Raw genomic sequence first — 26,927 nt, 5'->3', positions numbered from 1 at the left:
ACTAACTCTTGACCTCACGCGCTGGACGGAAAGTTACCGCAGGCCAGCGCACGTCATTCGTGGCCTTCTCAGACGCTTGAGACGACGAAAGCCCGGCTACCCTGGGAGGGGGGGCCGGGCTTTCATCGTTCCGGGGCAGGCCTCTTCGGACCGCTAGAGATCAATCTCCTGGCCCTTGCCCATGGGCGCCAGCAGCGGGTGCCGCCGGGAGGAGTGATCCATGCCGATGTCCTCGGACGGCGGCTTCGGTTGGCCGGAGGGGCCCATGGGAGGCGGCGGGGGCAGGGGACCCATGTCCTCGCCATCCCCCAGGCCGCCGCTGCCGCCCACGCCCAGGTCCTGCTGCTTCTTGAGGGACTCGATCTCCTCGCGGGTGATGCCCGCCTTGGCCAGCACCTTGCGCGTCACGCGGATGCGGGCCTGGCTGTGCATGGCCATGGCGATGGAGTCCGAGGGCCTCGCGTCCAGCGCCATCTCCTTCTTGCCCTGCTGGAGGAAGACGCGGCCGGAGTAGACGTTGTCGCGCAGGTCATCGATGCGCACCTCTGTCACCTTGCCGCCCAGCTTGGACACCACGTCGTCCAGCAGGTCCTGCGACAGCGGCTGGGGCGGCGGACGCTCCGCGAGGCGGAAGGCGATGGAGACCGCCGCGCCCTCGTCCACGAAGAGGGGGAGCACCGTCTCCCCGTCCTTGGTGGTCAGCACGACGGCGTGCGTCTGCGCCTCCTCCAAGGGGACCACGTCCTTCACCTCCAGCTCCACCAGCTCCGTGCAGGCCCTGGGGTCGCTGCCCTTCTCGGTGATGCAGGGCTTCTCTTTGCTGCCTTCCGCCGGCTCACCCGCGGCGATGGCGCCGGGGATCCCGAACGCGGGAAGGAACAAGGCTCCCCCCAGCGCCAGCACCACGGCCGTGAACGGAGCGACGAAGAAATTGGCGCGGTCGGACGTTTTCACATCCCTAAGCTACGCACCTCTCCCTTCACCGGGAGGGCACCGCCCCATCGCTGTCGCGAGCAGCCCCCGGGCCCTGACCCACCCGGTAGGAGGGCGGGCGGGCAGGCGGGAAGAAAGGGCGCGAGGCGGCTAGCGGTCGTCGTCCTCGGACTCTTCGTCGTCGTAGTCCTCGTCGTCCTCGGACTCCTCGTCGTCCTCGTCCTCGTCGAGGTCCTCGTCCTCGTCGGACTCCTCCTCGTCCTCGTCCTCCTCGTCGAGCTCGTCCTCCAGCTCCTCGGCTTCGAGCGTCATCGTCACCGCGAACTTCTTGCTCAGGGTGGCGATCTGCGCGCGCATCTCCGTGAGCGCGGCGACGAAGTCCTCGGTGAGGTTGGCGGGCGCCTTCGCGTCGCAGTGGGGGCAGACAATCTTCTCCGTCCCCTCGATGAGGTCCTGGGCTTCCAACTCGAAGCTGGCCTCGCACTTCTGACAGGTGAAGTCGATGCTCATGGTCGGGCGCGGCATACAAAGCCGGTGAACATGCTGTCAACGCCTGAGACGTGGGGGCGTGGAACGGCCGGGACGCTTCCATTACGTTCCGGCGGATGGACCTGCCCAAGACGATGCTGCATGCGCTCCACGACCAGGCCGCGCGGCTGGAACACCGCCCGGCACTCTGGTCCCGCCATGGAAGCGCCTATGTCCCCACCTCGTGGTTCGACTATGCCCAGCGCGTCAAGCGCTTCGCCCTGGGATTGCACGCGCTGGGGTTCCAGGAGGGCGACCCGCTCGGCATCCTGAGCTTCAACCGCGAGGCCTGGCACGTCGCGGACCTGGGGGCCATGGCCATGGGGGGCGTGCCGGTGGGGCTCTACACCACCAGCAGCGTGGATCAGCTCGTCTACATCCTGGGCCACTGCGAGGCGCGCTTCCTCCTGGTGGAGAACGCGAAGCACCTGGCCACCGCCCTGGAGGTCCAGAAGCGGCTGCCAGCGCTCAAGCACCTCATCGTCGTGGACGCGCCCATGCCCCTGCCGGCGGGTGTCCTGCGCTACACGGACATGCTGGCCTCCGGCGCGAAGGCGGACGAAGCCCCGTACTGGGATGCCGTCCACGCGCTCCACCCGGACGCGCTGGCCACGCTCATCTACACCTCTGGCACCACCGGCCAGCCCAAGGGCGTGGCCTTGAGCCACCGCAACCTCGCGTGGACGTCGAAGCAGCTGTGCGACACCCTGGGCTTCAAGGACATGGAGGACGAGCGGCTGGTGTCGTACCTGCCGCTGTCCCATATCGCGGAGCAGATCGTCTCCCTGCACAGCCCGCTGCTCATGGGCACGCAGGTGTACTTCGCGGACTCGCTGGACGCGCTGGGCAAGAACCTCACGCAGGTGCGCCCCACCATCTTCTTCGCGGTGCCGCGCGTCTGGGAGAAGTTCAAGACGAAGGCGGAGGAGGGCCTGGCCGCGCAGCCGCCCATGAAGCGCCGGCTGGTGGAGTGGGCCCGCGCCGCGGCGCTGGAGCGCAACACGCGCATGCTCAACCAGGAGCGCGTGCCGTCGCTCATGGAGGCCAAGTTCGCGCTGGCCCGGCGCCTGGTGTTCGAGCCGCTGAAGACGCGCATCGGCCTGGAGAAGGCGAAGCTGTTCTCCACCTCCGCGGCGCCCATTGGGCGGGACGTGCTGGACTTCTTCGCCTCCATCGACGTGGTGCTGCTGGAGGTCTGGGGCATGACGGAGTTGTCCGGCCCCGCCACGGTGAGCACCACAGAGTGCGCGCGGCTGGGCACGGTGGGCCGCCCCATGCTGGGCGTGGAGGTGCGCATCGCCGAGGACGGGGAGATCCTCGTGAAGGGTGGCAACGTATGCCTGGGCTATCACCGCAACCCGGAGGCCACGCAGGACCTGCTGGCGGACGGGTGGCTGCACTCGGGCGACGTGGGGCAGTTGGACGCGGAGGGCTTCCTGCGCATCACCGGGCGCAAGAAGGAGATCATCGTCACCTCCGGCGGCAAGAAGACGTCGCCCGCGAACATCGAGGAGATGCTCAAGGCCGTCTCGCCCGTGGGGCACGCGCTGGTGGTGGGCGACCGGCGCAACTACCTGGTGGCGCTGGTGACGCTGGAGCCGGACCGGGCGCGGAAGCTGGCAAGGGAGAAGGGCTGGCCGGAGGACGTGGCCGCGCTGGTGGAGGATCCGCAGCTCCAGCAGCACCTGCTGGAGGCAATCGAGCGCGACGTGAACCCGAAGCTGTCGCGCTTCGAGACCATCAAGCGCTTCCGCGTGCTGCCGGGGGAGTTCACCATCGACGGCGGCGAGCTCACGCCCAGCATGAAGATGCGCCGCAAGGTGGTGGAGCAGAAGTACGCGGACGTCATCGACGCGCTCTACCGCGAGCCCGCCGCACCCGGCGTCGCGGCCCACGGGTAGGGGACGCAAAGCGAAAGGGGCGGGGGACTCGAACCGGAGTCCCGCGCCCCTTCGTGCTTCAGCGGCTGTCGAAGCCGGTGACTACTTGCCCGTGCGCGCCTCGCGGGCCACGTAGTCGCGGCGCGCGGAGCCCGTGTAGACCTGACGGGGACGGGCGATCTTCTGCTCGTTGTCCGTGACCATCTCCTCCCACTGCGCGCACCAGCCCACCGTGCGGGGGATGGCGAACAGGACGGGGAACATCTCCGCCTGGAAGCCCATCGCCTCGTAGATGAGGCCCGAGTAGAAGTCGACGTTCGGATACAGCTTGCGCTTCACGAAGTACTCGTCCTCGAGCGCGATGCGCTCCAGCTCGAGCGCGATCTCCAGCAGCGGGTTCTTGCCCGTCACCTCGAAGACCTCGTCCGCCACGCGCTTGATGACCTTGGCGCGCGGGTCGTAGGACTTGTAGACGCGGTGGCCGAAGCCCATCAGCTTCTTCTCGCCCTCGCCGCCCTTCACCTGCTTGATGAACTCCGGGATGGCGGACTTGGTGCCGATCTCGCGGAGCATGCGGAGCACCGCCTCGTTGGCGCCGCCGTGCAGCGGGCCGTAGAGCGCGCCCACGCCCGCGGCGACCGCGGAGTAGGGGTCCACCTGCGACGAGCCCACCGTGCGCACGGACGTGGTGGAGCAGTTCTGCTCGTGGTCCGCGTGCAGGATGAAGAGGACGTCCAGCGCCTTCTCCAGCGTCGGGTGCACCTTGTACGTCGTGGTGCCGATGCGCTTGATCATCGCCAGGAAGTTGGCGACGTAGGACAGGTCGTTGTCCGGATAGACGTACGGCAGGCCCATCGAGTGCCGGTAGGAGAACGCGGCGATGGTGGGCATCTTCGCGATGAGGCGCGTGATCTGGATCTCACGGCTGCGCGCGTCGCGGATGTTCTTCGCGTCCGGGTAGAAGCCGGACAGCGCCGCCACCGTGGAGCCCAGCATGGACATGGGGTGCGCGTCGTAGCGGAACCCGTCCATGAAGGACTTGATGTTCTCATGCACCAGCGTGTGGTGCGTCACGTTGTGCGTGAAGTTGTCCAGCTCCGCCTGCGTGGGCAGCTGGCCCTTGAGCAGCAGGTAGGCCACCTCCAGGAAGGTGGACTTCTCCGCGAGCTGCTCGATGGGGTAGCCGCGGTACTCCAGGATGCCCTTGTCGCCGTCGATGAACGTGATGGCGCTCTTACAGTTCGCCGTGTTCAGGAACGCGGGGTCGTAACCCATCAGACCGAAGTCATCGCTGCCGGTCTTGATCTGGCGCAGGTCGGGGGTGCGGATACAGCCGTTCTCGATCGGGATCTCGTACGTCTTCCCGGTCCGATTGTCGGTGACGGTCAGCGTGTCCTTGGGCATGGGCGGAGATTTCACAGGGCGGCGGACGCTTTCAACAAAAAAGAACGATAAGTCTTAGAGGCGAAGTTTCCGGGTCGGCTCCCCGCTCAGGAATAGCGGACGCCGGCGCGCGTGAGCTGCCGCCAGAAGCCCGGGAAGCTCTTCTCCACGCACTCCGGCCCCGTCAGATCCAGAGGCACGCCGGACAGCACACACAGGGTGGCCGCTGACATCGCCAGGCGGTGGTCACCCCGGCTGTCCATGGCGAAGCGCGCGGGCTTCGCCTTCGGAGGGACGATGCGCAGCGTCTCGCTGTCGGCTCCGGCCGACAGCTCCGTGGTGCCGCCGTAGGCCGCCACCAGCGCGCGGATTCCCTCCAGCCGGTCGCTCTCCTTGACCCGCAGGATGCCCACGTCGCTGAGCGTGGTGGGGCGCGGCAGCACGCACGCGAGCGCCGCCAGCGTGGGCAGGAGGTCCGGGCATTCCTTGCCCGTCGCGCGCAGCTCCCCCGTGGCCTCACCCTCGAAGCGCCAGGTGTGGGGCGCGCCCGCGGGGACCCTTTTCAGCCCCACGTCGGCGACCAGCCGGAGGATCGCCTGGTCCGGGTGCGCGCTCTCGGGCTCGGCGCGCTCCACCGTGCCACCCGTGCGCCAGGCGATGAGCACCAGATAGCCCAGCGACGACCAGTCGCCTGGCAGTGATGGGACGGATTCGGGCGCCTGATAATCCGTGACGGAGCAGTGACCTTCGGACTGTTTCACGGTGAAGCCGAAGCGGCGCAGCCACGCCACCGTGAGGTCCATGTAGCCCGCGCTGGTGAGCGTGCCTTCGATCTCCACGCTCCACGCGCGCTTCTCGCGCAGGAACCGCTCCGCGCAGCCCAACAGCAGGCTGGAGGCGTACTGGCTGCTCTGCGCGCCCGGCACGCGGAACACCGGCGCCACCTTCGAGGTGTCCCGGGGGGCGTGCAGCTCCACCGGCCACGGGGTCCCTTCGGTGATGGTCAAGCCCGCGGAGCCCAGGGCCTGCTTCAAGGACGTGAAGAGCGGGCCGTGCGGGCGCTCGCCCAGGCGGGGCGTGCCGGTGATGCGCACGCGCGCGCCGGGCGTCACCGCGGCCTGCGTGACGAGGATGCGGAAGGGGGCGCCACCGTCCGCGCAGTCCACGTCGCGCACGGGGCCTGGGGGAAGGCGCAGGGCCTCCACGCCCCGGCGCAGCACGCGCACGTCGGCGGGGAGGTCCTCGTCCGATTCCTCCTGCACCGACGGCAGCGGCCAGGAGCCCGTGAGGTGTCCCAACACCAGGGCTCGCTGGGCGTCCGACTTCGACACGGGCGGGGTGAGCGGTGAGGCGCTCAAGGCGCTCGGGTCGACGGTGAGGCGGCTCGGCGAGGCGTGGCTCAAGGGCGGGCTCCACGGGTCCAGGCGGGCCACAGGGCCCGCCATGTCTTCGGCATCACATCCACGACGTCCGCGGCGCCCACGGCGGTGAGCAGCACCATGCGCAGCTCGCCGTTGGCGCCGGCCTTCTTGTCGGCGTCCAGGAGCGCGGCCACGTCCTTCAGCGACGCGCGGCTTCCAATCTCCGCCGCGCGGTCGCGGCCCAGCACGCCCGGGCCACGCGCCAGCGCGCGCTCCACCTCGTGCGCCACGGGCTCCGGGGTGATGCCCAGGTGCCGGCCCACGTCCAGGGCCCAGAGGATGCCCAGGCCCACCGCGTCGCCGTGCGACAGCTTGAAGCGCGACAGGCTCTCCAGCACGTGGCCGAAGGTGTGCCCGAAGTTGAGCACGCGGCGCAGGCCCTGGTGCTCGTAGGGGTCCTTCGCGCAGACGTCTTCCTTCAGGCGGCGCGCGTCCTTCACCAGCTTCTCCAGCGACGGCGGCGTGCGCACGTAGCGCTTGAAGAGGGACGCATCCAGCGACGCGACCATCTTCCACGCTTCAATGGAGCCCTCGCGAATCTGGGCGTCGGACAGCGTGGCGTACAGCTCCGGGCACAGCCACGTCTCGTCCGCGTAGTGGAAGACGCCCGCGGGGTTCTTCACCACGCGGCCGCGCACCACCAGGTCCACCGCGCCCTTGCCGCCCAGGCTGCTGTCCACCGCCGCGAGCAGCGTGCTGGGCACCTGCAAGAGCCGCACGCCCCGCTTGAGCAGGTGCGCGGCCACCGTGGCCACGTCGCCCACGGTGCCGCCGCCCACGGCGACGAGCGTGCCGGAGCGCGGCAGCGTGATGCCGCCCGCGAGCACCTTCTGCAGCGACGCGAGGCTCTTGGCGCGCTCACCGCCCACCAGCTGGATGATGGCGCGCGGCTTGCGGGCCTCCAGCGCGGGGATGAGCGTGGGGTGGAAGCGCGCGACGGTGCGGTCCACGACGGCGACGCAGCCTTCGGGCAGCTTCGCGGCGAGCTTCGTGAAGGAACCCCAGCGGTCGTTCGGGGGACGGTAGGAACCGGGAGGAAGCGGGCTCATGCGGAGTGGGGACGGGCGTTGAGTTGCTGGACGAGGTCGGCGATGACGAGCGACACCATGGCCTCCAGCACCGGGACGGCGCGGGGCATGATGCACGGGTCGTGACGGCCGCCCTTGGCGTGATCCGCGAGCGTCGCGGGAGGCTTGAAGTAGGCGCGCACCTGCATGGGCTCACCGTTGGCGAGGCCCCCCTGGATGCCGCCGTAAGCGTCCTTCACGGAGTGGAACTTCGTGCCCGGCTGGCCGATGCGCTGGAGCAGATCCGGCGGGCCCCACACGACACCCGTGACGGCGCCGATGCTGCCCAGCGCCTGCGCGATGAGCGCCTTCAGCTTGCCGAAGATGGGCTCGCCCAGCCCCACGGGCAGGCCCTCCACGCGCACGTCGATGGAGCCACCGAGGCTGTCTCCGGCTTCCTTCGCGGCCAGAATCTGACGGGCCATCTCCTCGCGCACGGCGGCGTCCGGGCAGCGCGTGGGGTGTGCGTCCACCATGGCGCGGGTGAGGCCCGGCGGCGGCACGGGGGCGACGAGCTCACCCACCTGGGAGACATAGGCGACGGTGCTCAGGGAGGGCATGTCTCGCGCGAGGTACGCCTCCGCGATGGTGCCGCCGATGACGCGGCAGAGCGTCTCGCGCCCGCTGGTGCGGCCGCCGCCCCGGTGGTCGCGGTGTTTGTAACGTTCACGCCACACGGCGTCCGCGTGGCCTGGCCGGTCCACGCTGGCCAGCTGGTTGTAGTCCTGCGAGCGCTGGTTCGTGTTGCGCACGATGGCCGCGATGGGCGTGCCCAGCGTCTTGTCCTCGAAGACGCCGGAGAGGATCTCCACGGTGTCGGGCTCGTTGCGCGGGGTCACCAGGGCGGACTGCCCGGGCCGCCGGCGGTCCAACGCCGCCTGGAGCATGTCGCGCGTGAGCGGGACGCCCGCGGGGCAGCCGTCGATGACGGAGCCCAGCGCGGGGCCATGGCTTTCACCAAAGGTGGTCAGCCGGAAGAGGGTGCCGAAGGTATTCATGTCGCCGTTTCCCAGAGTTGTCGCTGCCGCCGGGCCTGGGCGACGAACCACGCCGCACCGAGCAGGAGAGGGGTGCCCCCGCGGCGAACGATCTCCGCGGCGACGCGCCGGCCCGGCGCACCGTATGCGATCACCGCCACGCGTGCCCCCTGGAATCGCAGGTTTTCAGGGGCCGCCACGCGGTCCGGCCACGTCCAGACCCAATCCCCGGACAGCGGGGCTTGAATCTCCGCGCGCTTCACGACCCGCAGGGCGAGTCCATGTTCGGCGGCCACCAGCCGCAGCGCCTGCGTGGAGCCGCCGTCGCCCAGCACCGAGACATCCTTCGCGCCCAGGCGCTCCAGCACCGCGCGGGCACCTTCCGTATCGGTGTTGAAGGACTCCCACCGCGAGCCCCGGCGCACCAGCGTGTTGATGGCGTCCAGCGAAGAACCCGTGTGCTTCGCGAGCCGCATCTTGAACGGGCTCGTCACCGCGAAGCCCGCGTAGTGCGGAAGCAGCGCGTCCACCACCGCCTCCACCGGCGCGTCCTCCGCCAGGTCGATGCGGTCGAACGGCTGACGGTGGATGCGCGGCGAGCGTGAGTGCGCAATCGCCGTGCCCAGGATGCCCAGGCGGAGCGCGTCCAGATCCTTCGCCCTGCGGTGCTCGCGCACCACGTCGTCCAGCAATCGCTGTCCCGGGGCCGCCGTCCACGGGCCGCCCATGGCCACGTACTCCAGACCGTTCCGGCGCGAGAGCACCGCGCGCGCCGGGATGGCGACAGGCCCCATGCCCAGCACGGTGACGCGCCCGGCGCCGAAGCGCTGGGACAACCGCGCCTGCGTCTCCAGCAGCACCTCCAGATGCGCGGGCCCGTCCATGGGCTCCACGTGCTTCACCAGCGCATCCGCGGGGAGGGGGCGGGACCAGCGCCTCAGCGCCTCCGCCGTCGTCAGCGGTCCTTCCGCGTGATGCGACGCGAGCAGCTTCCCAGGCGGCGCGTCCATGTCCTGCGCGCGCTCCACGTCGCGGTCCACGCGCCACGCGGCCCGCACCCAAGGGGCGGGCAGCGGCTTGCCCCGCTCGGAGACGAGCAGCGGCATCACGCGGGCGAGCGCCTCCGGGTCGATGTCGCCGGGCGCGTGCAGGTCCGTCCGCACCTCGATGACATCCGCGCCGCGCTTCAGCCCGTCGCGCGCGAAGGCCACGGCGTCCGCGCCGGTGAGCGTGGGGGGCAGGGTGATGATGCGCCGGGTGGCCATCAGGCAGGCTCCTGGGCAAGACAGCCCCGGAGGAAGTCCGCCAGGGAGATGGTGGGGACGCGGGCGTGCAGCGCCTCGCGCTCATGGAACAGCGAGTGGAGCTCCTCCTCCAGCGACACGTCCGTGCGCAGCCGCGGGCGCGTGGTGTCCGCCATCAGCCGCTCGCGGTACGTGTCGAAGGTGACGGGGACGACGAGCGTGAAGTGCTCCGCGAGCGCTTCCGGATGATGCGACAGGAAGCCGCCGCCCACCGCCACCACGCTGCCCCGGGGCAGCAGGCCCAGCGTCTCGCGCTCGGCGGCGCGGAAGGTGGTGGGGGACTCCGCGACCCAGGTGCGGAGCGGGCGCCCGTGCCGGCGCTCCAGCTCCGCGTCCAGGTCCAGCCCGGGCCTGCCGAGCAACCGCGAGACGAGCGGCAACAGGCGTGTCTTGCCCGCGGCGCGGTGTCCCGCGATGACGACGGTCTGCGCGCCCGTCGGGCGGGGGCAGGGCCCCGGGGACGACAATGCCCCCTGGAGCGCCTGCTGGAGTCTGGGGTCTACCGACGCGACGACTTGGGAGACGAGGACGCGCCGGGCCTCAACGGACGATGCCGACATAGACGTAGGCGGTTCCGAACAGCAGGGGGTGGGCGGCGCGCTCGCTGTAGGCGCCGGCCTGGTCCATCAGGGCGAGGAAGCGGTCACCGGCGGGGAAGGCCGCGGCGGTGCGGGGCAGGTACTGGTACGCCGCGCGGTTGCCCGTGAGCAGGCCGCCAATCGCCGGCATCACCGTCTTGCTGTAGAAGCGGAACAGCGCGCCGTACGCGCCCGTGGGCTGGCCGAACTCGAGCACCACCACGCGGCCGCCCGGGCGCACCACCCGCGCCATCTCCTGGAGGCACTTCACCGGATCATCCACGTTGCGGATGCCGAAGGAGATGGACGCCACGTCGAAGGTGTTGTCCGGGAAGGTGAGCGCCATGGCGTCCTGCACCTGGAACTCCACGTCCAGGCCCGCCTTGGCCGCCTTGGCCGGCGCGCTCTCCAGCATCTCCGGGCAGAAGTCCGTGCCCACCACGCGGCCCGAGGCCCCCACCTTGCGCTTGAACGTGAGCGCCAGGTCGCCGGTGCCGGTGGCGCAGTCCAGCACCTGGCTGCCCTCCCTGGCGCAGCTGAGCTTCACCGCCGAGCGCCGCCACAGCCGGTGCACGCCGAAGGAGAGGACTTCATTCGTCACGTCGTAGCGCGTGGCGATGGAGGAGAACATCTGACGCACTTCGGTGCTCATCGCGCCTCCGCGATCTGGGCCGGTCCCGCCGGCGTCCAAAGGTGTCGGTCCACCGCGGCGAGCACGCCCGGCAGCCGTTGCATCAACGTAGCGAAATCCCCGGGCGACATGGCCTGCTGCCCGTCGCACAACGCCTGCTCCGGCCGGGGGTGGACTTCAATCAACAAACCATCCGCACCGCAGGCCGCTGCCGCCAGCGACATGGGCGTGATGAGGGACGGGATGCCCGTGGCATGCGAGGGATCCACGATGACCGGCAGGTGCGTGCGCTCCTTCGCCCACGCCACCGCGGCCAGGTCCAGCGTGTTGCGCATCGCGGGCTCGAAGGTACGGATGCCGCGCTCGCACAGCATCACCTGCTCGTTGCCGCCCGCCAGGATGTACTCGGCGGCGTTGAGCCACTCCTGCACCGTGGCGGACAGCCCGCGCTTGAGCAGCACCGGCTTGCGCAGCTTCCCCAGCGCGCGCAGCAGCCCGAAGTTCTGCATGTTCCGGGCGCCCACCTGGAGGACGTCCGAGTGCTGCGCCATGAGGGGCAGTTGCTCCGTCTCCATCACCTCGCTGATGATGGGCAGACCGTGGCGCCTGCCGGCGTCCACCAACAGCTTCAGCCCCGGCTCCCCCATGCCCTGGAACGCGTACGGACTGGTGCGCGGCTTGAACACGCCGCCTCGCAAGAGGTGCGCCCCCGCCTGCGCCACCGCGCGCGCCGCCAGCTCCAGCTGCTCCGCGCCCTCCACCGCGCACGGCCCCGCCATCACCACGAAGCCGGCTCCGCCCACCTCCACGGCCCCCACCCGCACCCGCGTGCCCTCGGGACGCGTCGCGCGAAGCACGCGGTGTGCGCCCGGGTCACGCCGCGAGGCTGGGTCGTCTGCTTGCTGGCCTCCCACGGCGGCTCCCTCTTGGCTGAAGTTACGAGAATTCGTGTTTCATGGAGTTCAAGCGGTTTTGAACTCCTTGGTGCATGTATAGCCGAGATCGCTTAGAAGACAATCGAAGGTGATGTCACTCGCATCCCCGAGGTGCAGGAGAATGGCTGATGACGCCGCTCAGTCCCGCTGAGGGCCCTCGTTGGGTCGCCGGGATGATTCCCCTGCCCGGTGTGGATCCGCTGGCCGGGGCGAACAGCCTCGGTATCCCTTCCGTATACTGGGAGCGGCCGGTGGCGCGCGAGGCGGTGGCGGGTTGGGGCGAGGCGGGCGTGCTCGACGCGCACGCGCCTGGCGAGCTGCCGGCGGTGCTGGGCGCGCTCGGGCACGACAGCGTGCGGTGGCTGGACGCGGCGTCGCCTGGAATGCCGGGCCCCTGGTTCGGAGGCATGCGCTTCAGCCCGACCGCGCCAATGGACGGTGCGTGGCGTTCACATGGCCTTGCGCGCTGGACGCTGCCAGAGCTGCTGGTGTGGCGCGAGGGCCCCGAGTTGGCGGCCGCCGTGTTCGCGCCGGAGGGGCGGGGCTCGGAGGACGTGGTGCGCTCGCGGCTGGAGCGCTTGCGAGCCTCCTTCCCGCAGTCGTTCCGGCATCCGCTGGGCGCGCCGGTGACGCTGCGTACGGAGTCGTCGCGGCCGGCCTTCGAGGCGCTGGTGGAGCGCGCGGTGGAGGCCATTGGCGCGGGCCAGCTGCACAAGGTGGTGCTGGCGCGGGCGCTGGAGGCAGAGGGGCCGGAGCCCTTCGACGTGGTGGACGTGCTGGCGCGGCTGCGCGAGCAGAACCCGCGCTGCGCGACGTTCCTCTTCCGCGCGCCGGACGGCACGGGCTTCCTGGGCGCGACGCCGGAGACGCTGTGCCGGGTGGAAGGGCGTCGGCTGGAGACGGAGGCGCTGGCGGGGTCCGCGGCGCCGGGCGGCGCGGAGGCGCTGGACGCCAGCGACAAGGACCGGCGCGAGCATGAAGCGGTGGTGCGCTACATCCTCCAGGCGCTGACGCCGGTGGCGGCGAGCGTGACCGCGGACGCGCAGCCGTCGGTGCTGGCGTTGAAGAACGTGGTGCACCTGCGCACGGGCATCCGCGCGGAGCTGGCGGAGGGCGTGGACACGGCGCGCGTCGTCAATGCGCTGCACCCCACGCCGGCGGTGGGCGGCACGCCGCGCGAGCGTGCGCTGTCGTTCCTGGTGGAGCACGAGTCGTTGGACCGGGGTTGGTATGCGGGTCCGGTGGGCTGGGTGGGCCCCGGGCGGGCGCACCTGGTGGTGGCGTTGCGCTCGGCGCTGGTGCGCGGGGCGAAGGCCCGGCTCTTCGTGGGCGCGGGCATCGTCGCGGGCTCCAGCGCGGAGTCCGAATGGCGGGAGACCGAGATGAAGAGTCTGGCCATGCTGCGTGCGCTGGGGGGCCGGTGATGTCCCTGGACGCCAACCTCAACGTGCTGTGGGCGCGAGCGCTGCTGGAGGAGCTGGTGCGGGGCGGCGTCCGGCACGCGGTGGTGTGTCCGGGCTCCCGTTCGTCGGCGCTGGCGCTCGCGTGCGCGCACACGCCGGGCCTGCGGGTCTGGTCGGTCATCGACGAGCGGAGCGCGGGCTTCTTCGCGCTGGGCATTGCGAAGCAGTCGCGCCAGCCGGTGGTGCTGGTGGCGACGAGCGGCTCCGCGGGAGCGCACTTCTTCCCGGCCGTCATCGAGGCGGCCATGGCCCAGGTGCCGCTGCTCATCCTCACGGCGGACCGGCCGCTGGAGCTGCAGGGCTGGGGCGCGCCGCAGACGGTGCCCCAGGCCCGCTTCTACGGCGACTTCGCGCGGCTCTTCGCGGACGTGGGGATGCCCGAGGCGAACAGCGCCGCCATCGCGCACCTGCGGGCCACGGCCGCTCGCGCGGTGAGCACCGCGTGCCGCGCGCCCCGAGGCGCCGTGCAGCTCAACGTGCCGTTCCGCGAGCCGCTGGCGCCCATTCCGCAGGACTTCGGCTCGGAGAAGCTGACGGCGCTCGCGAGGGAAGGCCGCGCGGACGCGCCCATCACCCGCATCCTTCAGTCCTCGCGAGCCCCGGACGCGGAGGCGCTGGATGCCGTGCGCGCCCGCATCGCCGCCACCGAGCGCGGCGTCATCGTGTGTGGCCCCCGTGACGAGGACGACGGCTTCGCGGAGGCCATCGCGGCACTGAGCCAGGCGACGGGCTACCCGGTGCTCGCGGAGGCCGCGTCGCAGGCGCGCTATGGCGGCGGCCCGCTGACCGTGTCGCTCTACGACGCGCTCCTCCGCCACGAGCCCTTCGCGCGGAGCCACGTGCCGGAGGTGGTGCTGCGCTTCGGCGGAGGCCTGACGCCCAAGTCGCCTCAGCAATGGTTGGACACCTCCGGCGCGGACATCACGGTCTTCAGCGACGAGGGCGCGCTGTACGACCCGGCGCACCGGGCCACGCGCGTGGTGGAGGGCAACGCCGTCCTCGCGTGCCGCGCGCTGACGGAAGGGCTGTCGCGAGGCCCTGGCCGCTGGGCGCAGGACTTCATGGGCGCGGAGCGGGTGGCCCGCAACGCGCTGGAGGCGGCGCTCGGCGAACAGCAGGACGCGCTGACGGAGCCCCGCATGGCGCGCGAGGTGGTGGCCGCACTGCCGCAGAACGCGCTCTTCTTCGTGTCCAGCAGCATGCCCATCCGCGCGGTGGACGCGTTCGCGCACGGCGGTGGCGTGCCGCTGCGCGTGCTGGCGAACCGCGGCGCCAACGGCATCGACGGCATCGTTTCCAGCGCGGCGGGCATGGCCGCGGCTGCGGGGCGGCCCGCGGTGCTGCTGACCGGCGACCTGGCGCTCCTGCACGATGTGGGCGGGCTCGTCACGGCGGCGCGGGCGCGCGTGCCGCTGACGGTCGTGGTGGTGAACAACGACGGCGGCGGCATCTTCTCCTTCCTGCCGCTGGCGCAGGTGGCGAAGCCGGACGAGTTCGAGGCCCTCTTCGGCACGCCGCATGGCGTGGACCTGTCGCACGCGGCGGCGCTCGCGGGTGCTCGCTTCGAGCGGCCCACGACGCCCTCGGCCCTGCGTGCGGCGGTGCGCACCGGGCTGGAGGGCGGCCTCCACCTGGTGGAGGTCGTGGTGGAACGGGCCACCAACGTGGATGCGCACAGACACCTCTTCGCGCGGATGGCCGCCGCACTGGGAGAAGGATCATGGGCGTGACGCTCGCTTACGACACGTGGGGAGAAGGCCCCCATACGCTCCTGGCGCTGCACGGCTTCACCGGCAGCGGCGCCTCGTTCGCGCACCTGCGTCCGCTGCTGGGCCGCTCCGTGCGCGTGGTGGCGGTGGACCTGCCCGGCCATGGCCGCACGCCGCTGCCGGAGAAGACGGGACGCGACGGCTTCCTGGAGACGGTGGACGCCGTGGTCCAACTTGCGCGCGAGCTGGGCGGCCACGTGGACCTGCTCGGCTATTCGCAAGGCGCGCGGGTGGCGCTGGGCGCCACGGTGCGCGCGCCGGACTGCTTCGGCCGGCTTATCATGGAGAGTGGCTCGCCCGGCCTGCACCGCCGCCAGGAGCGCTCCGAGCGGCGTGAGGCGGACGGCAAGCTCGTGGAGTTCATCCGCGCCCGGGGCGTGGATGCCTTCATCGAGCGGTGGGAGGCGCTGCCCCTCTTCGACGGTCTGCGCCGCCTGCCGGAGCCGGAGCAGGCCGCGCTGCGCGAGCGCCGCAAGGCCTGCACGGCGGAGGGGCTCGCCGGGGCGTTGGAGACCCTGGGCCTGGGGGTGCAGCCCGACTACTGGCCGGCGCTGCACCGGCAGCGGCTGCCCACGCTGCTGCTCACGGGCGCCCAGGACGTGAAGTTCACGAACCTGGCGCGGCGCATGGCGGCGGAGCTTCCAGTGGTGTGGCGCCACGCGTTCGCGGGGGTCACCCACGCCCCGCACCTGGAGGCGCCGGAGGAGTACGTGCGCGAAGTGCTCTCGTTCCTCCAGACGCCCTGGTACGAAGCGCCGCAGTTCGAACACGCCATCCTGGCGCGAGAGGCGACCCACTCGTGACAACCCTGGTGAGCACTCCCCCTGACGCGGCTCCTCCCCGGCCCACGCTGAAGACGTGGCTGATGGCCGTGCGTCCGAAGACGCTGACGGCGGGCGCGGTGCCGGTGCTGGTGGCCACGGCGCTCGCCTACGGTGACGGCGTGGGGCGCCTGATGCCCGCGCTCGCGGCGCTGCTGGGCGCGGTGCTGATCCAGATCGGCACCAACTTCATCAACGACTTCTACGACTTCAAGAAGGGCGCGGACACCGAGGAGCGCCTGGGGCCCAAGCGCGTGACGCAGAGCGGGCTCATCGCGCCGGGCACGGTGCTGATGGGCGGACTCGGGTGCTTCGCGCTCGCGACGCTGGTCGGCCTGTACCTGGTGGCGGTGGGGGGCTGGCCCATCGTGTTCATCGGCGTGGCCTCGCTGGTCTGCGGCTACGCATACACCGGCGGCCCGTTTCCGCTGGCCTATCTCGGCCTGGGCGACCTGTTCGTGCTCATCTTCTTCGGCATCGTCGCGGTGACCGGCACGTACTACGTGCAGGCGGGCGTCGTGGGCCCGGCGGCCTGGTGGGTGTCGGTGCCGGTGGGCGCCATCGGCACGTGCCTCATCGTGGTGAACAACCAGCGCGACGCGAGCACGGACGTGAAGGCCGGCAAGCGCACGATGGCGGTTCGCTTCGGGAAGGGCTTCGGCCGCGCGGAGTATGTGCTGCTGCTCGTCGCCTCGTACGTCACGCCGTTCGTGCTGTTCGCCAGGGGCTACGCGAGCGCCTGGGTCTTCCTGCCGCTCCTGAGCCTGCCGCTCGTGGCGCCGCCGCTGAAGCTGATGCTGAAGGCGGAGGGCGCGGCGCTCAACCCCGCGCTGGGCGGGACGGCGCGGCTGCAGATGGTGTTCGGGCTGCTGTTCGCGGTGGGCCTGTACCTGCGCTGAAGGAGCGTCATGCGCATCACCGACGCGACGCTCACCCCGCTGCACCTCGCGCTGGCCCAGCCCCTGAGGACAGCGAGGGGCACCTACGCCACGCGCGACGGATTCCTCGTGCGGCTGTGGGATGACGAAGGCCATGTGGGGCAGGGCGAGGCGATGCCGCTGCCCGAGTTCGGCACCGAATCCCTGGCCATGACACACACGGTGCTGCGCGGATGGCTGGGGGTCCTCAAGGGCCAGGCGCTGGAGGACAGCGTCGAGGGCGTGGAGGCCACGCTCGTGCCGTCGGCCAGCGAGGAGCAGCGCCAGCGCGGCGCGCGGCTCCGGGGCATCGAGACCGAAGAACCCATCCCCGCCGCGCAGCACGCCCTGGAGCTGGCGCTGCTGGACCTGGTGGCCCAGCGAAAAGGGGTGCCCCTGTGCTGGCTGCTCGCGGAGGAGGCGCGTCAGGAGGTCTTCGTGAACGCGCTGCTGAGCGCGGAGGACCCCGGGGTGCTGTCCCAGGAAGCGCGAGCGGCGGTGGACGAGGGCTATCAGACGCTGAAGTTGAAGGTCGCGGGCCGCTCGCTGGACGCGGACGAGGCCCGGGTCCGCGCCGTGCGCGAAGCGGTGGGCCCGCGCGTGCGCCTGCGCCTGGACGCGAACGGTGGCTGGTCGGAGCCCGAGGCCAATCGCGCCCTGGATCGGCTGGGCTGGTACGACCTGGAGCTGGTGGAGCAGCCCACGCCTCCGGAGGACCTCCAGGCGCTGTGGCGGGTGCAGCGTCGTGCGCCGTGCCTCATCGCCGCGGACGAGACGCTCGCCATGCCCGCCGCGGTGCGCACGCTCCTCACGATGGACCTGGGCGGCGGGCCCGCGGTGGGCGCGGTGGTGATCAAGCCGATGGTGCTCGGGGGGCTGCTGCCCTCCATGGTGGTGGCGCTGCGAGCGGCCCACCTGGGCATGCACGCATACGTCACCAGCTCCATCGATGGCGTGGTGGCCAGAGCAGGCGCCGCGCACCTGGCCTCCGCGCTGCCGTCGGGAGAGCTGGCCTCCGGACTCGCCGTGGGGCGGCTCTTCGCGGACGAGCCGAAGGATCATCCGTATCAACCCCAGCGGGGACTCGTGCGCTTGCGCGATCTACCCGGGCTGGGACTGAGCCCGGACCCCGGCCGGGAACACTGAGTCATGCGCTCGGGCCTTCGCATCCCTGACGGTGTGCGAACGCGAGCGATGGCCACGGCGGACACATCTCCTCGGAGGAACGAGGCCATGACCTACGACTGCCCCATCCGTGAAGGCGCGAGCCAGCATCCCGAAGCGGAGGCGCTCCGCTTCACGGGTCAGACGTGGACCTTCCGCGCGCTGGACGAAGCGGTGGCGCGCTGGACCGGAGCGCTGGCCGCGCGAGGCGTGGGGCAGGGCGACCGTGTGGCGCTGCTGTCCACGAGCCACCCGGCGGTGACGTTCCTCTTCTGGGCCCTCGGCCGGCTGGGCGCGGTGTTCGCGCCGCTCAATGCAAGGCTCACCCCGGCGGAGCTGCGGCCCCTGTTGGAGGCCGTGGAGCCCCGGCTCACGCTGGCACTCGGCACACTGCGCGACCGGCTCCCCGAAGCGGAGGACCTCGAATCCCTCCCCGCGGGTGTCGCTGCTCGCTCCGTGCCCGCCCGCACCTGGGACGCGGCCACGCCCCGGGTCATCCTCTTCACCAGCGGAACGACGGGACGGCCCAAGGGCGCGGTGCTCACGGAGGGCGCCTTCCGCGCCTCGTGCCGGGCCTCCGCCGCGAACCTGGGCGCGCACCCCGCGCCGCGCTGGTTGGGTACGCTGCCCCTCTTCCACGTCGGCGGCCTGGCCATGCTCACGCGCACCGCTTACGACGGTGGCTGCCTCCTGCTGCACGAGCGATTCGACGCGGACGCTGTCAACCGCGCCATCGACACGGAGGGCGCGTCACACGCCAGCTTCGTCGCCACCACGCTGGAGCGCGTGCTCGACGCAAGGCAGGACCGCAAGCTGCCCGGCACCTTCCGGTGCGCGCTGATCGGCGGCGGCCCCGTCCCCACGGCGCTGCTCACGCGAGCCCGGGCCGCGGGACTCCTGGCCCTCCAGACCTATGGTCTCACCGAGGCCTGCTCCCAGGTCACCACCGAGCGCCCCAGCGACGCGGACGGCCGCACCGCGGGGCCGCCGTTGCCAGGGCTGGAGATCCGCATCGTCGGGACGGACGGCGCGCCGCTCGGTGAAGGACAGGAAGGGGACGTGGAGGTCCGAGGCCCCACGCTGATGGCCGGCTACTGGAACCAGCCCGACGCCACGCGCGACGCCGTCCACGACGGCTGGCTGCGCACCCGTGACGTGGGCGCCCTTGACGCGAAGGGGCGCCTCACGCTCCTGTCGCGCCGCACGGACCTCATCGTGCGGGGAGGGGAGAACCTCTACCCGGCGGAGATCGAAGCCGTCCTCGCCAACCACCCGGCCATCCTCGAGTCCGCCGTCGTCGGCGTGCCAGACGCACACTGGGGCGAGGTCCCCGTCGCCTTCGTCGTCCTGCGCCCCGGCCACGCCCTGCCCGAGGACCTGGACGCGTGGTGCCGCCAGTCGCTCGCGCGCTTCAAGGTGCCCACCCGCTTTGTTGTAATTGAAACATTGCCTCGCAATGCCATGAGCAAGGTGGAGCGCCCCGTTCTACGAATGCACGCCCTGCCTCATCCTCCACATCAGCCAGGGTCGTGAGAACCCTGTTTTCTGGATGGGTGGGGCTCTCAGGACTCGCTGAGTAGACCTGTCAGGTTGGGTTATAATATTCCACTGTGGGGGGATCCTGAGAGGAAGCTACCGGTGAGTACCGCAGTGGAAGCAGTGAAGGTGGAAGGGCCGTCCGAAGCGAGCCAGGTCGACGCGCGCGCCAACGCGGCTCTTGGCGCCATGAAGTGCCCCCATCTGGGCGCCCAGTACAACCCGTTCGCGGGACCGCACGTCGAAGACCCCCATCCGTTCTACGCGCAGCTGAGGCAGGACGCGCCCGTCAGCTACAACCCCATGCTGGGGATGTGGCTGGTGAGCCGTTACGACGACATCTGCCACGTGCTGAAGGATCCAGCGCGCTACTCGTCCTCGGACCTGGGCAACATGGGCTCGGTGCTGTCGCCCCAGACGCTCTCGGTGCTCGCCGAGGGCTATCCCCTGGCGGACAGCCTGATCAACTCGGATCCGCCCGCGCACACCCGCTTGCGCAAGCTGCTGGGACGGGGCTTCTCCGCCCAGCGCATCGCCGCGCAGGAGGGCCCCATCCGCGCCGTCTCCGAGGAGCTCGTCCAGGCATTCGCGCGCCGGGGACACGCGGACCTGGTGACGGAGTTCGCGTACCCGCTGCCCGTGCGGGTCATCCTGGGCATGGTGGGCGTGCCCCAGGAGGACATGGCGGACATCAAGCGCTGGTGCGACGACTTCTTCCGGATGATCTTCACCCGCGTCCCCGCGGAGGAGCAGCCGCCGCTGGCGCGCAGCTGGGTCACCTTCCAGCACTACGTCGCCCGCCTCATCCGCGCCCGCGAGGACGAGCCCCGCGACGACCTGATCAGCTACCTGGTCACCACCGACGCGGACGGCGAGGCGCTCACGCTGCCGGAGCTGATCATCGCCATCGCCGGCAGCATGCTGGCCGCGGGCCATGAGACCACCACGGCGCTGCTCGCCCAGTGCTGGAAGCAGGCCCTGCTCCAGCCCGGCCTCTGGCAGCGGCTGCGCGAGGACCGCTCGCTGGTGCCGCACCTCATCGAGGAGACGCTGCGCTTCGACTCGGTGGCGCACGGGATGATCCGCACCACCACGGAGGACGTGGAGCTGGCGGGCGTCGCGCTGCCCAAGGGCTCGCGGCTGCTGCTGCTCTACGCGTCCGGAAGCCGTGACCCCGCGCTGCTGCCGGACGGGGACCACTTCGACATCAACCGCAGCCACCCGACGCACCTGGGCTTCGGGCGGGGCATCCACTTCTGCATCGGGGCGCCGCTGGCCCGGCTGGAGGCGCAGATCGCCACCAACCTGCTGCTGGATCAGCTCGCGGACCTGCGCCTGGAGGAGACCCCGGACTTCGGCACCACGCAGTCGCTGACCATCCGCTCCATCCAGCACCTGCGCGTGACCTGGACCCCTACCGGGACCTGAGCGCCACCCGCACGCTCCCGTCCCGCCCGTGGGGCTCCCACGGACGGGGCGGGCACTTCATCCGTGCCTCAGCACTCCGACGCCGGGTGTCCCCAGGGGTTGCTTCGCGGGTACTGCCGCAGCAGCGTGCACAGGCGGTGCGCGGCGACCATCGTCGCGGACGGCCGCGGCGGCTCGGCGTGCATCGCCGTCTGGCCCAACCGGGCCGCCTGTAGTGCCAGCGCGTGCTGGACCTCGGGTGACCAGCGCTTGAATTCGAGCCATTCCATGAGCCTGCTCCTCCTTGATGGAGCGGCCATTGAACCCCCTTCAATCCCGGAAATCACGACGCCCCGCGTCGGCCCGGGGCGTCAGTGACCTCCTGCTGACAGGCCACTCAAGCCTGCGAGGCATTGGCGGGTCGGCCAATGAGCATCATCAGGCCGAAGGGGTTCCCCGGGTTGGTGAGCCGGTCGATTTCCCAGACGTAGTCGTCGCTCAGGCCCTGGGTGAGCTCGCGCATCTCCTCCACGGAGTACGTGCGCAGACAGGACACCACGCCGTCGAACGCCGCCGCGATGGGGATGAGCGGCATCAGGTAGGTGAGGGCGAGCCGATCCGCGCGCACGGGGCGGATGAACGGCGTCGTCAGCGGCACGTTGATCAGCGCCGCCGCCGTCATCGCGATGGCCGGCCCTCGCCGCTCCACCAGCTCCATGATGGCGATGCCCCGGCGCTGGGCCACGGCGTCCGCCAGCACCTTGCGCGCCATGTCCGGCGGCAGGTGGTGGAACGAATTGCACATGATGCGGAAGCCCTTGTACGTCGCGGGCACCGCCGTCGCGTCCACCGGCGTCGTCACGTAGTCGATGCGGCCCGGGTTCGCCGCCTTCGCCTTCTCGAACGCGGAGACCTCCGGGTACAGGTCCGTCAGGAGCGCCGTCGCCTTGTAGCCCTCCTGCGTCTCCAGCATCTCAATCAGCTTCGGCACCGGCCCCGCGCTGCCCGACGCCATGTCCAGCAGCTGTGTCTCTCCCATCGCCTCCATCGCGCCCTTGAGCCGCTTCACGAACTCCGAATAGCGGTCGTCCGACAGGCTCCACACGAACGCCAGGAAGTCCGTCACGCCCCGGCGAAGTACCTTCGGGAACCAGGGCTGATCCTCCAATTCAAAAAGTTGCAGTCTGGGCATAATCGCTGGGCGCTCCAAGGGGCTCGGGGGAAGGAAACTCCAGCACTGTCGCCCAGTCCCGCGCGACGTACAAGGGGCGCCTTCCAGGGGCATTGGCACACATCCGAGCGCCCCGGAATCCAGCTCAGATCCCGATTCCCTGCGGCTGTCGCGAAACTTTGAAGCGTTGCAGGAAATCACTGCCCGAAAGCCAGACATGCGCCGTGAAGAATGAGCCGCGGGCGCAAGGTTTCTGGAGGGGTGCGTTTGATTTACAGGCGGCCGGAAGGGCGCGGATCGGGTGATTCTGACTCGGGGGGCGGCAAACAGGATCACGCTGAAAACAGCGTTTCCGGAGTGGGGTTGCCGGTGTTTATAGGTATTATTACTTACGACCGGGGGGGGCTTCGGTCGTCCGGTCGCACGGTTCAAAACGGATCAGCTCGCACACAACGGGAGGGAGTAATGGCTCCGGAATCTGTTGATGTGATCGTCGTCGGAAGCGGCCCGGTGGGTGCCATGGCGGCGAACCTGCTGGGGCAGTACGGGCTGCGCACCGTGGTCATCGAGAAGGAGACCACCGCGCACACCCAGTCCCGCGCCATCAACGCGGACGATGAAGCGCAGCGCATCTTCCAGGCCGTCGGTCTCACGGGCGAGCTGGGGCCGGGCTTCCACCCGTGCCTGAAGATGACCTACGTGGACGATGAGATGCGGGTGCTCGCGGAGGTGGACTTCACCAAGGTGGAGCGCCCCAACGGCCACTACATCGGCGCGCTCTTCAACCAGCCGCGCCTGGAGGCGTCGCTGCACCGCGGCCTGGAGCGCTTCGCGCACGTGAGCATGTGGCGCGGCCATGAAGTCGAATCCTTCATGCAGGACGACGACGGCGTGTCCGTGCGCGTGAAGGACAACGTCAATGGCCGCACCATGACGGTGCGCGCGCGCTACCTGCTGGCGTGCGACGGCGCCAAGAGCAGCATCCGCCGCCGGCTGGGCCTGAAGCTGGAGGGCACCACGGCGCTGGAGCACGCGCTGGCCGTGTCCGTGGAGACGCCGTCGTCCGCGCCGGACTTCACGTACTACCCCTGCGGCCCGGAGCGCGTGGGCATCGTGACGCGCACCGCGCACGACGAGATGCGCTTCGACACGGTGGTGAAGCCGGGCCAGGACCTGGAGTACGTGAAGACGCCCGAGTACGTGCGCAGCATCATCGCGCCGTTCATCGACCCGGACACCGTGAAGGTGAAGAGCGTCAACCTCTACGCCTACCACAGCCGCATGGCGGAGAAGTGGCGGGTGGGCCGGGTGTTCCTGCTCGGCGACGCGGCGCACCTGATGCCGCCGTTCCTGGGGCAGGGCCTGTGCTCCGGCCTGCGCGACGCGGCGAACCTCACCTGGAAGCTGGCGTACGTGCTGGGCGGCGCGGCGGACGCGTCGCTCCTGGACACCTACGAGGTGGAGCGCCGGCCGCACGCCGCGGAGATGATGCGCCTGTCGGATTCGCTGGGCGCGATGCTGTCGTCGGGCGGCCCGTTCATGGCCCGCGCGCGCAACGCCTTCATCAAGCTGCTGTACCACATGCCCGTCACCGGCCCCTTCATCCGCGAGTACAAGATGAAGCCGAACCTCTTCCACGCGGAGGGCTTCCTCTTCGGCGGCAAGCGCGGCAAGTCCAAGCAGGCCGCGGAGGGCGCGTACTTCCCGCAGCCGCGCGTGGAGCACGGCGAGGAAGGGGAGCGCCCGCTGGATGACGTCATCGGCCACCGCTTCGCCGTGCTGACGCGGCCGGGGGCGCCCGCGGAGGTCCAGCAGGCGGCCAAGGCGATGGCGGAGGACGTCGGTGGCGTGTGGCTGTCCGTGGCGCCGGCGGCGCGCTCGGGCGCGGGCCGCTCCGGCGAGGTGGTGGACCTGGAGGGCAAGCTGGGCGAGTGGTTCGCCCAGCACGGCTCGGACCTGGTCGTCCTCCGCCCGGACCGCTACGTCTACGCGGCCACGAATCAGGCGGGGGTCGCGCAGGTCCACGCGGCGCTGAAGCAGGGCGTCCGTCCGCTCACGCGGTGGGGCAGCCGGGGTTCGCGCCGCGCGGCGCAGCTGGGGGCCTGAGGCCTCAGGCCGCGGCGGACTGGAGCAGCTGCTTGGCCTTCGCCATGCAGTCGCCGTAGAAGCGCAGGTAGATGTCCAGGGCACGGGCGCCCGTCTTCGCGATGGTCGCCGCGTGCTCGGGCTTCTGGCCCAGCAGCTTGTTGAGCATGACCTCGTTGAGCGCCGTGTGGCCCACGTCCAGCTCCACGTGCTCCTTGATGAACGACAGCGAGTTCATCACCTCCGGGCCCAGCACGCGCTTGCACTGCTCGATGAGCCGCGGCGCGAACACCACCGACAGGTTCTCGATCTCATACTCGATGGCGACCTGGCCGCCCGGCATGGGGCCGGCGATGGTCTCCTCGTGGATCTGCCGGTACTCCTGCATGGCCTGGGTGGGGGCCTGCGCCATCAGGGCCTCCGCGTCCAGCTTGGGAAAGCGGCGCGCGTTCCAGCTGGCCACCAGGTTCTTCGTGTCCTCCACCATCATCAGGTGGTGCCCGGCCTCGTGCTTGGAGTGGGTGATCAGCTTCTCGCCCACCTCCACCATCCCAATCTTCACACAGGCCTCACCGGCGCGGCGGATCCACCCGTCCACGGGCTCCGTCATGTAGACGCCCAGGGCACACAGCTCGATGAGGAAGGCCTCCAGCAAGGCGGGGTCGACGTTCGGATCCAGCAGCGTCGAGACGTGGGGGCCGGTGGCCAGCAGGTGACGGACGTCGGTGACGTGGGGGAGATACTGCTCTTCGACGAGGGGCTTGGTCATGGGGGGATCCTCAACGGGAGTGGGCACCACGGCGCCCGATGGTGAGTTCGCTGATGTGCTCCAGGAAGTCCGGGACGAGCTTGGAGGAGATGATCCACAGGTAGGGATCCGGGCCGTCGTGCAGGCCGCACTCCTGGATGTAGTCGCCGCCCTCGTCCTCGCGCAGGTAGAGGAAGGAGGGGCGGTTGCGCTCGGCGTACCAGCGGCGGGCCGCGTCCAGGAGCGCCGAGTACGCGCGCGTCCCATCCTCCAGCAGGGGGAACAGGCGCGTGTTGTCCAGCAGGCGGAAGAGGTTCGCGCCCAGCTGGCCCAGCTCCACCACGGCGGCGGCGCAGGGGACGCCATCGCGGCGCGCGACCAGGACGGTGCGCTCGCGCTCCATGCCGTGGCTCTTCCACTTCGCCGTCACGGGACCCATGTCCAGCCGGTCCCGCGTGAGGTCCAACGACTGCACGTAGCACTCGGGGAAGCGCTGCGAGACGGTCGCCGCCAGCAGGCTCAGCTCGCTCGCGGTTGCGGGGCCCACGCTGTACGGGTGCACGCGGCCGGTCAGCTCGTGGCTGAAGGCCTTCATCTTCTGGATCTTCCGCGTGTAGGCCAGGGACGAACCGGCCTCCATCTGCCGCTGCGCGTACTTCACGTGCGCCTTGTTGATCCACGGGTTGAGGGCCTCCACGTAGGCCACCACCCAGTGGAAGTCCGGGTCGCTCTGCGGGTGCTCGAAGGTGCGCAGGTAGAGGTCGCGCATGATGGTGCCCGCCTCCTGCACGCCCGGCGGCGGCTTTCCAGGCCGCTTCGCCACCTGGTGGCCCAGCCACGCGTGGCGGTACGGCTTGGTGAAGGACAGCGTCGCTTCGATGCCGCGCTCGGACGGCCACACCGCGTTGCAGAACAGCTGCGGCACCTCCGCGGCGCGCTTCGCGAGCGACGCGAAGTTCTGCTTCAGCTCCTCGAACTCCGCCGGGGTGCTGCCGCCCAGGCTGAAGAAGCCGGAGCGGTTGAACAGATCCCACAGCTGATCCACCAGGCCCTCGCTGGTGCGCGTGGCCGGGGACAGCGTCTGGGACACGAAGCGCACCCAGCGCGCCTCGTCGGAGGAGTAGGGCAGCACGCTCAGGCCGCACAGCACCGTGCCGTCCTCGCGCATGCTGCTGACGTAGCGGATCTCCCCGCGCACGCTCACCCGCTGGCCGTCGCCCAGCTCCAGCTCGATGAGGGGCGGCAGCAGGCCGGGGAAGAGCAGGTCCTGGGGCTGGCAGCGCATGCACAGGCCGGAGAAGGACAGGTCCAGCACCTCGCGGCGCATCAGGCCCTGCTCCCGCCACAGCGGGTGGTGGAACCGGGCGTGCACGCCCGCGGGGGCGGGGACGCGGCGGTGCCAGCGGTGACGGATGCGGAACAGCTGCTCGGGCAGGGGAGTGAAGAGGCGGTCCCCTTCAATCCGGCCCGACTCCACGCGCAGGCGGTGCGCGGAGTTGTAGCCAATGACGTCGATGTCGTACGCCGGCTCGCCGAAGTCCGGGGTGGACTCCTCCGTGCGCCACTCCAGCTGGCCCGCGGCGGAGTGGAAGCGCTCCAGCACCATGCGCACCACCCGGCCCTGGCGGCGCAGCACGCCCTTGTTCCCGGACGCGCAGATGGCGGTGAAGATGGAGCGGATCCGCTCCGCGTCCGTGATGATGTCCTGCACGGGCAGCGCGGAGGCCGCCGGCACCGCCACGCCCTGGCGCAACGCGTCCGCCAGGAAGCCCAGGATCTGCCGGCCCTGCTCCAGCGTCACGCCCACCAGCTGCAGCCCCACCGGCGCGTTCGGGACGTCCATGTCCGTCCGGATGAGGGCGCCGTTGAGCGGGCCAATCGTGGCGCCGTTGCAGGCCAGGTACACCGGGAACGTGCGCGACTCGCTCATGTCCGCCAGCGGCTGCCGCGGGGCCACCCACACCACCGTCGGGGACAGCCGCGTCACGTCACCCAGCACCGCGTCCGGCCGGCCCACCGCGCAGGTGATCGCCGTGGGACCGCTGCCGTGCAGCGAATAGCCCGAGTCGTCCAGGGCCGCTTCAGCAGGAGGAAGAGGAATCACGTTGCGCAGCGCGTCGCCACTGCCGAATTCAATCGCATGCCGGAACTTCGAGGATGCCGGGATCCCTCCGTCCATCGTCAGGACTCCCCTCTTGCGGGCAGCGGT

23 protein-coding genes are annotated in these 26,927 nt (G+C 70.7%); 9 read left to right on the top strand and 14 right to left on the bottom strand.

Going from position 1 to position 26,927, the window contains the following annotated elements; translation table 11 throughout:
• Window positions 1–153: 153 nt before the first annotated feature.
• Together KYK13_RS22270 and KYK13_RS22265 are read right to left on the bottom strand one after the other, a co-directional pair.
• Window positions 154–954 carry a bifunctional nuclease family protein gene (locus KYK13_RS22270; protein ID WP_223632807.1) on the bottom strand — a complete coding sequence of 267 codons (801 nt, stop codon included), beginning with the start codon at window positions 952–954 and terminating at the stop codon, window positions 154–156.
• 129 nt (window positions 955–1,083) lie between these two features.
• Window positions 1,084–1,443: a hypothetical protein gene (locus tag KYK13_RS22265; protein WP_223632804.1), complete on the bottom strand. Its 360-nt coding sequence runs from the start codon at window positions 1,441–1,443 to the stop codon at window positions 1,084–1,086.
• Window positions 1,444–1,538: 95 nt separating this feature from the next.
• On the opposite strand from KYK13_RS22265, the gene KYK13_RS22260 reads away from it, so the two are divergent.
• Window positions 1,539–3,362, top strand: coding sequence for a long-chain fatty acid--CoA ligase (locus KYK13_RS22260; RefSeq protein ID WP_223632798.1), 1,824 nt, complete (start codon window positions 1,539–1,541; stop codon window positions 3,360–3,362).
• A gap of 81 nt (window positions 3,363–3,443) precedes the next feature.
• Here KYK13_RS22260 and KYK13_RS22255 read toward each other — a convergent pair whose 3' ends face one another.
• The 8 genes from KYK13_RS22255 to aroF form a co-directional block, all read right to left on the bottom strand.
• Window positions 3,444–4,745 (bottom strand): citrate synthase, encoded by a 1,302-nt coding sequence (locus KYK13_RS22255; RefSeq protein WP_223632795.1) that lies wholly within the window; start codon window positions 4,743–4,745, stop codon window positions 3,444–3,446.
• Window positions 4,746–4,831: 86 nt separating this feature from the next.
• Entirely contained in the window at window positions 4,832–6,169 is a 1,338-nt protein-coding gene (locus KYK13_RS22250; RefSeq protein ID WP_370645144.1) for a 3-phosphoshikimate 1-carboxyvinyltransferase, read from the bottom strand.
• Window positions 6,124–7,194: a 3-dehydroquinate synthase family protein gene (locus KYK13_RS22245; protein WP_223632790.1), complete on the bottom strand. Its 1,071-nt coding sequence runs from the start codon at window positions 7,192–7,194 to the stop codon at window positions 6,124–6,126. The genes KYK13_RS22250 and KYK13_RS22245 overlap by 46 nt, the downstream gene beginning before the upstream one ends.
• Window positions 7,191–8,210, bottom strand: coding sequence for a chorismate synthase (gene aroC / locus KYK13_RS22240; RefSeq protein ID WP_223632786.1), 1,020 nt, complete (start codon window positions 8,208–8,210; stop codon window positions 7,191–7,193). Before aroC ends, KYK13_RS22245 begins: the two co-directional genes overlap by 4 nt.
• Complete coding sequence (locus KYK13_RS22235) at window positions 8,207–9,454, bottom strand: shikimate dehydrogenase (RefSeq protein ID WP_370645143.1); 1,248 nt, start codon at window positions 9,452–9,454, stop codon at window positions 8,207–8,209. Before KYK13_RS22235 ends, aroC begins: the two co-directional genes overlap by 4 nt.
• Window positions 9,454–10,053, bottom strand: coding sequence for a shikimate kinase (locus tag KYK13_RS22230; RefSeq protein ID WP_223632782.1), 600 nt, complete (start codon window positions 10,051–10,053; stop codon window positions 9,454–9,456). The genes KYK13_RS22235 and KYK13_RS22230 overlap by 1 nt, the downstream gene beginning before the upstream one ends.
• Window positions 10,034–10,723 (bottom strand): bifunctional demethylmenaquinone methyltransferase/2-methoxy-6-polyprenyl-1,4-benzoquinol methylase UbiE, encoded by a 690-nt coding sequence (gene ubiE, locus KYK13_RS22225; RefSeq protein WP_223632780.1) that lies wholly within the window; start codon window positions 10,721–10,723, stop codon window positions 10,034–10,036. Before ubiE ends, KYK13_RS22230 begins: the two co-directional genes overlap by 20 nt.
• Window positions 10,720–11,559, bottom strand: a complete 840-nt coding sequence (aroF, locus tag KYK13_RS22220; RefSeq protein WP_223632777.1) for a 3-deoxy-7-phosphoheptulonate synthase — start codon at window positions 11,557–11,559, stop codon at window positions 10,720–10,722. Before aroF ends, ubiE begins: the two co-directional genes overlap by 4 nt.
• Before the next feature lie 206 nt (window positions 11,560–11,765).
• Here aroF and KYK13_RS22215 point away from each other — a divergent pair, with 206 nt between their 5' ends.
• The 7 genes from KYK13_RS22215 to KYK13_RS22185 all read left to right on the top strand — a co-directional run bounded on the left by KYK13_RS22215 (window position 11,766) and on the right by KYK13_RS22185 (window position 20,735).
• Window positions 11,766–13,061, top strand: coding sequence for an isochorismate synthase MenF (locus tag KYK13_RS22215; RefSeq protein ID WP_223632761.1), 1,296 nt, complete (start codon window positions 11,766–11,768; stop codon window positions 13,059–13,061).
• On the top strand, window positions 13,061–14,830 hold the full coding sequence (menD, locus tag KYK13_RS22210) for a 2-succinyl-5-enolpyruvyl-6-hydroxy-3-cyclohexene-1-carboxylic-acid synthase (protein ID WP_223632758.1): 1,770 nt from the start codon (window positions 13,061–13,063) through the stop codon (window positions 14,828–14,830). Before KYK13_RS22215 ends, menD begins: the two co-directional genes overlap by 1 nt.
• A complete protein-coding gene (gene menH, locus KYK13_RS22205) occupies window positions 14,821–15,672 on the top strand; it encodes a 2-succinyl-6-hydroxy-2,4-cyclohexadiene-1-carboxylate synthase (RefSeq protein WP_223632755.1) in 852 nt (283 codons plus the stop codon). The genes menD and menH overlap by 10 nt, the downstream gene beginning before the upstream one ends.
• An 8-nt stretch (window positions 15,673–15,680) precedes the next feature.
• Complete coding sequence (locus KYK13_RS22200) at window positions 15,681–16,589, top strand: 1,4-dihydroxy-2-naphthoate polyprenyltransferase (RefSeq protein ID WP_304504051.1); 909 nt, start codon at window positions 15,681–15,683, stop codon at window positions 16,587–16,589.
• A gap of 9 nt (window positions 16,590–16,598) precedes the next feature.
• The gene (gene menC, locus KYK13_RS22195) at window positions 16,599–17,753 is read left to right on the top strand and encodes an o-succinylbenzoate synthase (RefSeq protein ID WP_223632749.1); all 1,155 of its coding nucleotides are present in this window, start codon (window positions 16,599–16,601) and stop codon (window positions 17,751–17,753) included.
• A gap of 87 nt (window positions 17,754–17,840) precedes the next feature.
• Window positions 17,841–19,304: an o-succinylbenzoate--CoA ligase gene (gene menE, locus KYK13_RS22190; protein WP_223632746.1), complete on the top strand. Its 1,464-nt coding sequence runs from the start codon at window positions 17,841–17,843 to the stop codon at window positions 19,302–19,304.
• 105 nt (window positions 19,305–19,409) lie between these two features.
• Window positions 19,410–20,735: a cytochrome P450 gene (locus tag KYK13_RS22185; protein ID WP_223632743.1), complete on the top strand. Its 1,326-nt coding sequence runs from the start codon at window positions 19,410–19,412 to the stop codon at window positions 20,733–20,735.
• 68 nt (window positions 20,736–20,803) lie between these two features.
• On the opposite strand, the gene KYK13_RS22180 is transcribed toward KYK13_RS22185, so the two are convergent.
• Both KYK13_RS22180 and KYK13_RS22175 read right to left on the bottom strand, forming a co-directional pair.
• On the bottom strand, window positions 20,804–21,004 hold the full coding sequence (locus KYK13_RS22180; protein WP_120619305.1) for a hypothetical protein: 201 nt from the start codon (window positions 21,002–21,004) through the stop codon (window positions 20,804–20,806).
• A 107-nt stretch (window positions 21,005–21,111) separates the two neighbouring features.
• On the bottom strand, window positions 21,112–21,906 hold the full coding sequence (locus KYK13_RS22175; protein ID WP_223632740.1) for a hypothetical protein: 795 nt from the start codon (window positions 21,904–21,906) through the stop codon (window positions 21,112–21,114).
• A 444-nt stretch (window positions 21,907–22,350) separates the two neighbouring features.
• Here KYK13_RS22175 and KYK13_RS22170 point away from each other — a divergent pair, with 444 nt between their 5' ends.
• Entirely contained in the window at window positions 22,351–23,991 is a 1,641-nt protein-coding gene (locus tag KYK13_RS22170) for a bifunctional 3-(3-hydroxy-phenyl)propionate/3-hydroxycinnamic acid hydroxylase (RefSeq protein ID WP_223632738.1), read from the top strand.
• A gap of 4 nt (window positions 23,992–23,995) precedes the next feature.
• Here the strand turns inward: KYK13_RS22170 and KYK13_RS22165 are convergent, their stop codons facing one another.
• Both KYK13_RS22165 and KYK13_RS22160 read right to left on the bottom strand, forming a co-directional pair.
• Window positions 23,996–24,739: an iron-containing redox enzyme family protein gene (locus tag KYK13_RS22165; protein ID WP_223632735.1), complete on the bottom strand. Its 744-nt coding sequence runs from the start codon at window positions 24,737–24,739 to the stop codon at window positions 23,996–23,998.
• A 10-nt stretch (window positions 24,740–24,749) separates the two neighbouring features.
• Window positions 24,750–26,897: a hypothetical protein gene (locus tag KYK13_RS22160; RefSeq protein ID WP_223632732.1), complete on the bottom strand. Its 2,148-nt coding sequence runs from the start codon at window positions 26,895–26,897 to the stop codon at window positions 24,750–24,752.
• Window positions 26,898–26,927 lie beyond the last annotated feature (30 nt).

The sequence above is a fragment of the Corallococcus sp. EGB genome (genome assembly GCF_019968905.1).
Classification (GTDB): domain Bacteria; phylum Myxococcota; class Myxococcia; order Myxococcales; family Myxococcaceae; genus Corallococcus.
Note: the sequence above shows the minus strand (reverse complement) of the source record. Positions and strands in the feature narration are given on the sequence as shown.

Excerpts from the sequence above, each read along its gene's own strand:
- KYK13_RS22265 (WP_223632804.1), bottom strand. The coding sequence starts at position 1,443 with ATGAGCATCGACTTCACCTGTCAGAAGTGCGAGGCCAGCTTCGAGTTG.
- KYK13_RS22260 (WP_223632798.1), top strand. The coding sequence starts at position 1,539 with ATGGACCTGCCCAAGACGATGCTGCATGCGCTCCACGACCAGGCCGCG.
- KYK13_RS22255 (WP_223632795.1), bottom strand. The coding sequence starts at position 4,745 with ATGCCCAAGGACACGCTGACCGTCACCGACAATCGGACCGGGAAGACG.
- KYK13_RS22250 (WP_370645144.1), bottom strand. The coding sequence starts at position 6,169 with ATGGCGGGCCCTGTGGCCCGCCTGGACCCGTGGAGCCCGCCCTTGAGC.
- KYK13_RS22245 (WP_223632790.1), bottom strand. The coding sequence starts at position 7,194 with ATGAGCCCGCTTCCTCCCGGTTCCTACCGTCCCCCGAACGACCGCTGG.
- aroC (WP_223632786.1), bottom strand. The coding sequence starts at position 8,210 with ATGAATACCTTCGGCACCCTCTTCCGGCTGACCACCTTTGGTGAAAGC.
- KYK13_RS22235 (WP_370645143.1), bottom strand. The coding sequence starts at position 9,454 with ATGGCCACCCGGCGCATCATCACCCTGCCCCCCACGCTCACCGGCGCG.
- KYK13_RS22230 (WP_223632782.1), bottom strand. The coding sequence starts at position 10,053 with ATGTCGGCATCGTCCGTTGAGGCCCGGCGCGTCCTCGTCTCCCAAGTC.
- ubiE (WP_223632780.1), bottom strand. The coding sequence starts at position 10,723 with ATGAGCACCGAAGTGCGTCAGATGTTCTCCTCCATCGCCACGCGCTAC.
- KYK13_RS22215 (WP_223632761.1), top strand. The coding sequence starts at position 11,766 with ATGACGCCGCTCAGTCCCGCTGAGGGCCCTCGTTGGGTCGCCGGGATG.
- menD (WP_223632758.1), top strand. The coding sequence starts at position 13,061 with ATGTCCCTGGACGCCAACCTCAACGTGCTGTGGGCGCGAGCGCTGCTG.
- menH (WP_223632755.1), top strand. The coding sequence starts at position 14,821 with ATGGGCGTGACGCTCGCTTACGACACGTGGGGAGAAGGCCCCCATACG.
- menC (WP_223632749.1), top strand. The coding sequence starts at position 16,599 with ATGCGCATCACCGACGCGACGCTCACCCCGCTGCACCTCGCGCTGGCC.
- menE (WP_223632746.1), top strand. The coding sequence starts at position 17,841 with ATGACCTACGACTGCCCCATCCGTGAAGGCGCGAGCCAGCATCCCGAA.
- KYK13_RS22180 (WP_120619305.1), bottom strand. The coding sequence starts at position 21,004 with ATGGAATGGCTCGAATTCAAGCGCTGGTCACCCGAGGTCCAGCACGCG.
- KYK13_RS22175 (WP_223632740.1), bottom strand. The coding sequence starts at position 21,906 with ATGCCCAGACTGCAACTTTTTGAATTGGAGGATCAGCCCTGGTTCCCG.
- KYK13_RS22170 (WP_223632738.1), top strand. The coding sequence starts at position 22,351 with ATGGCTCCGGAATCTGTTGATGTGATCGTCGTCGGAAGCGGCCCGGTG.
- KYK13_RS22165 (WP_223632735.1), bottom strand. The coding sequence starts at position 24,739 with ATGACCAAGCCCCTCGTCGAAGAGCAGTATCTCCCCCACGTCACCGAC.
- KYK13_RS22160 (WP_223632732.1), bottom strand. The coding sequence starts at position 26,897 with ATGGACGGAGGGATCCCGGCATCCTCGAAGTTCCGGCATGCGATTGAA.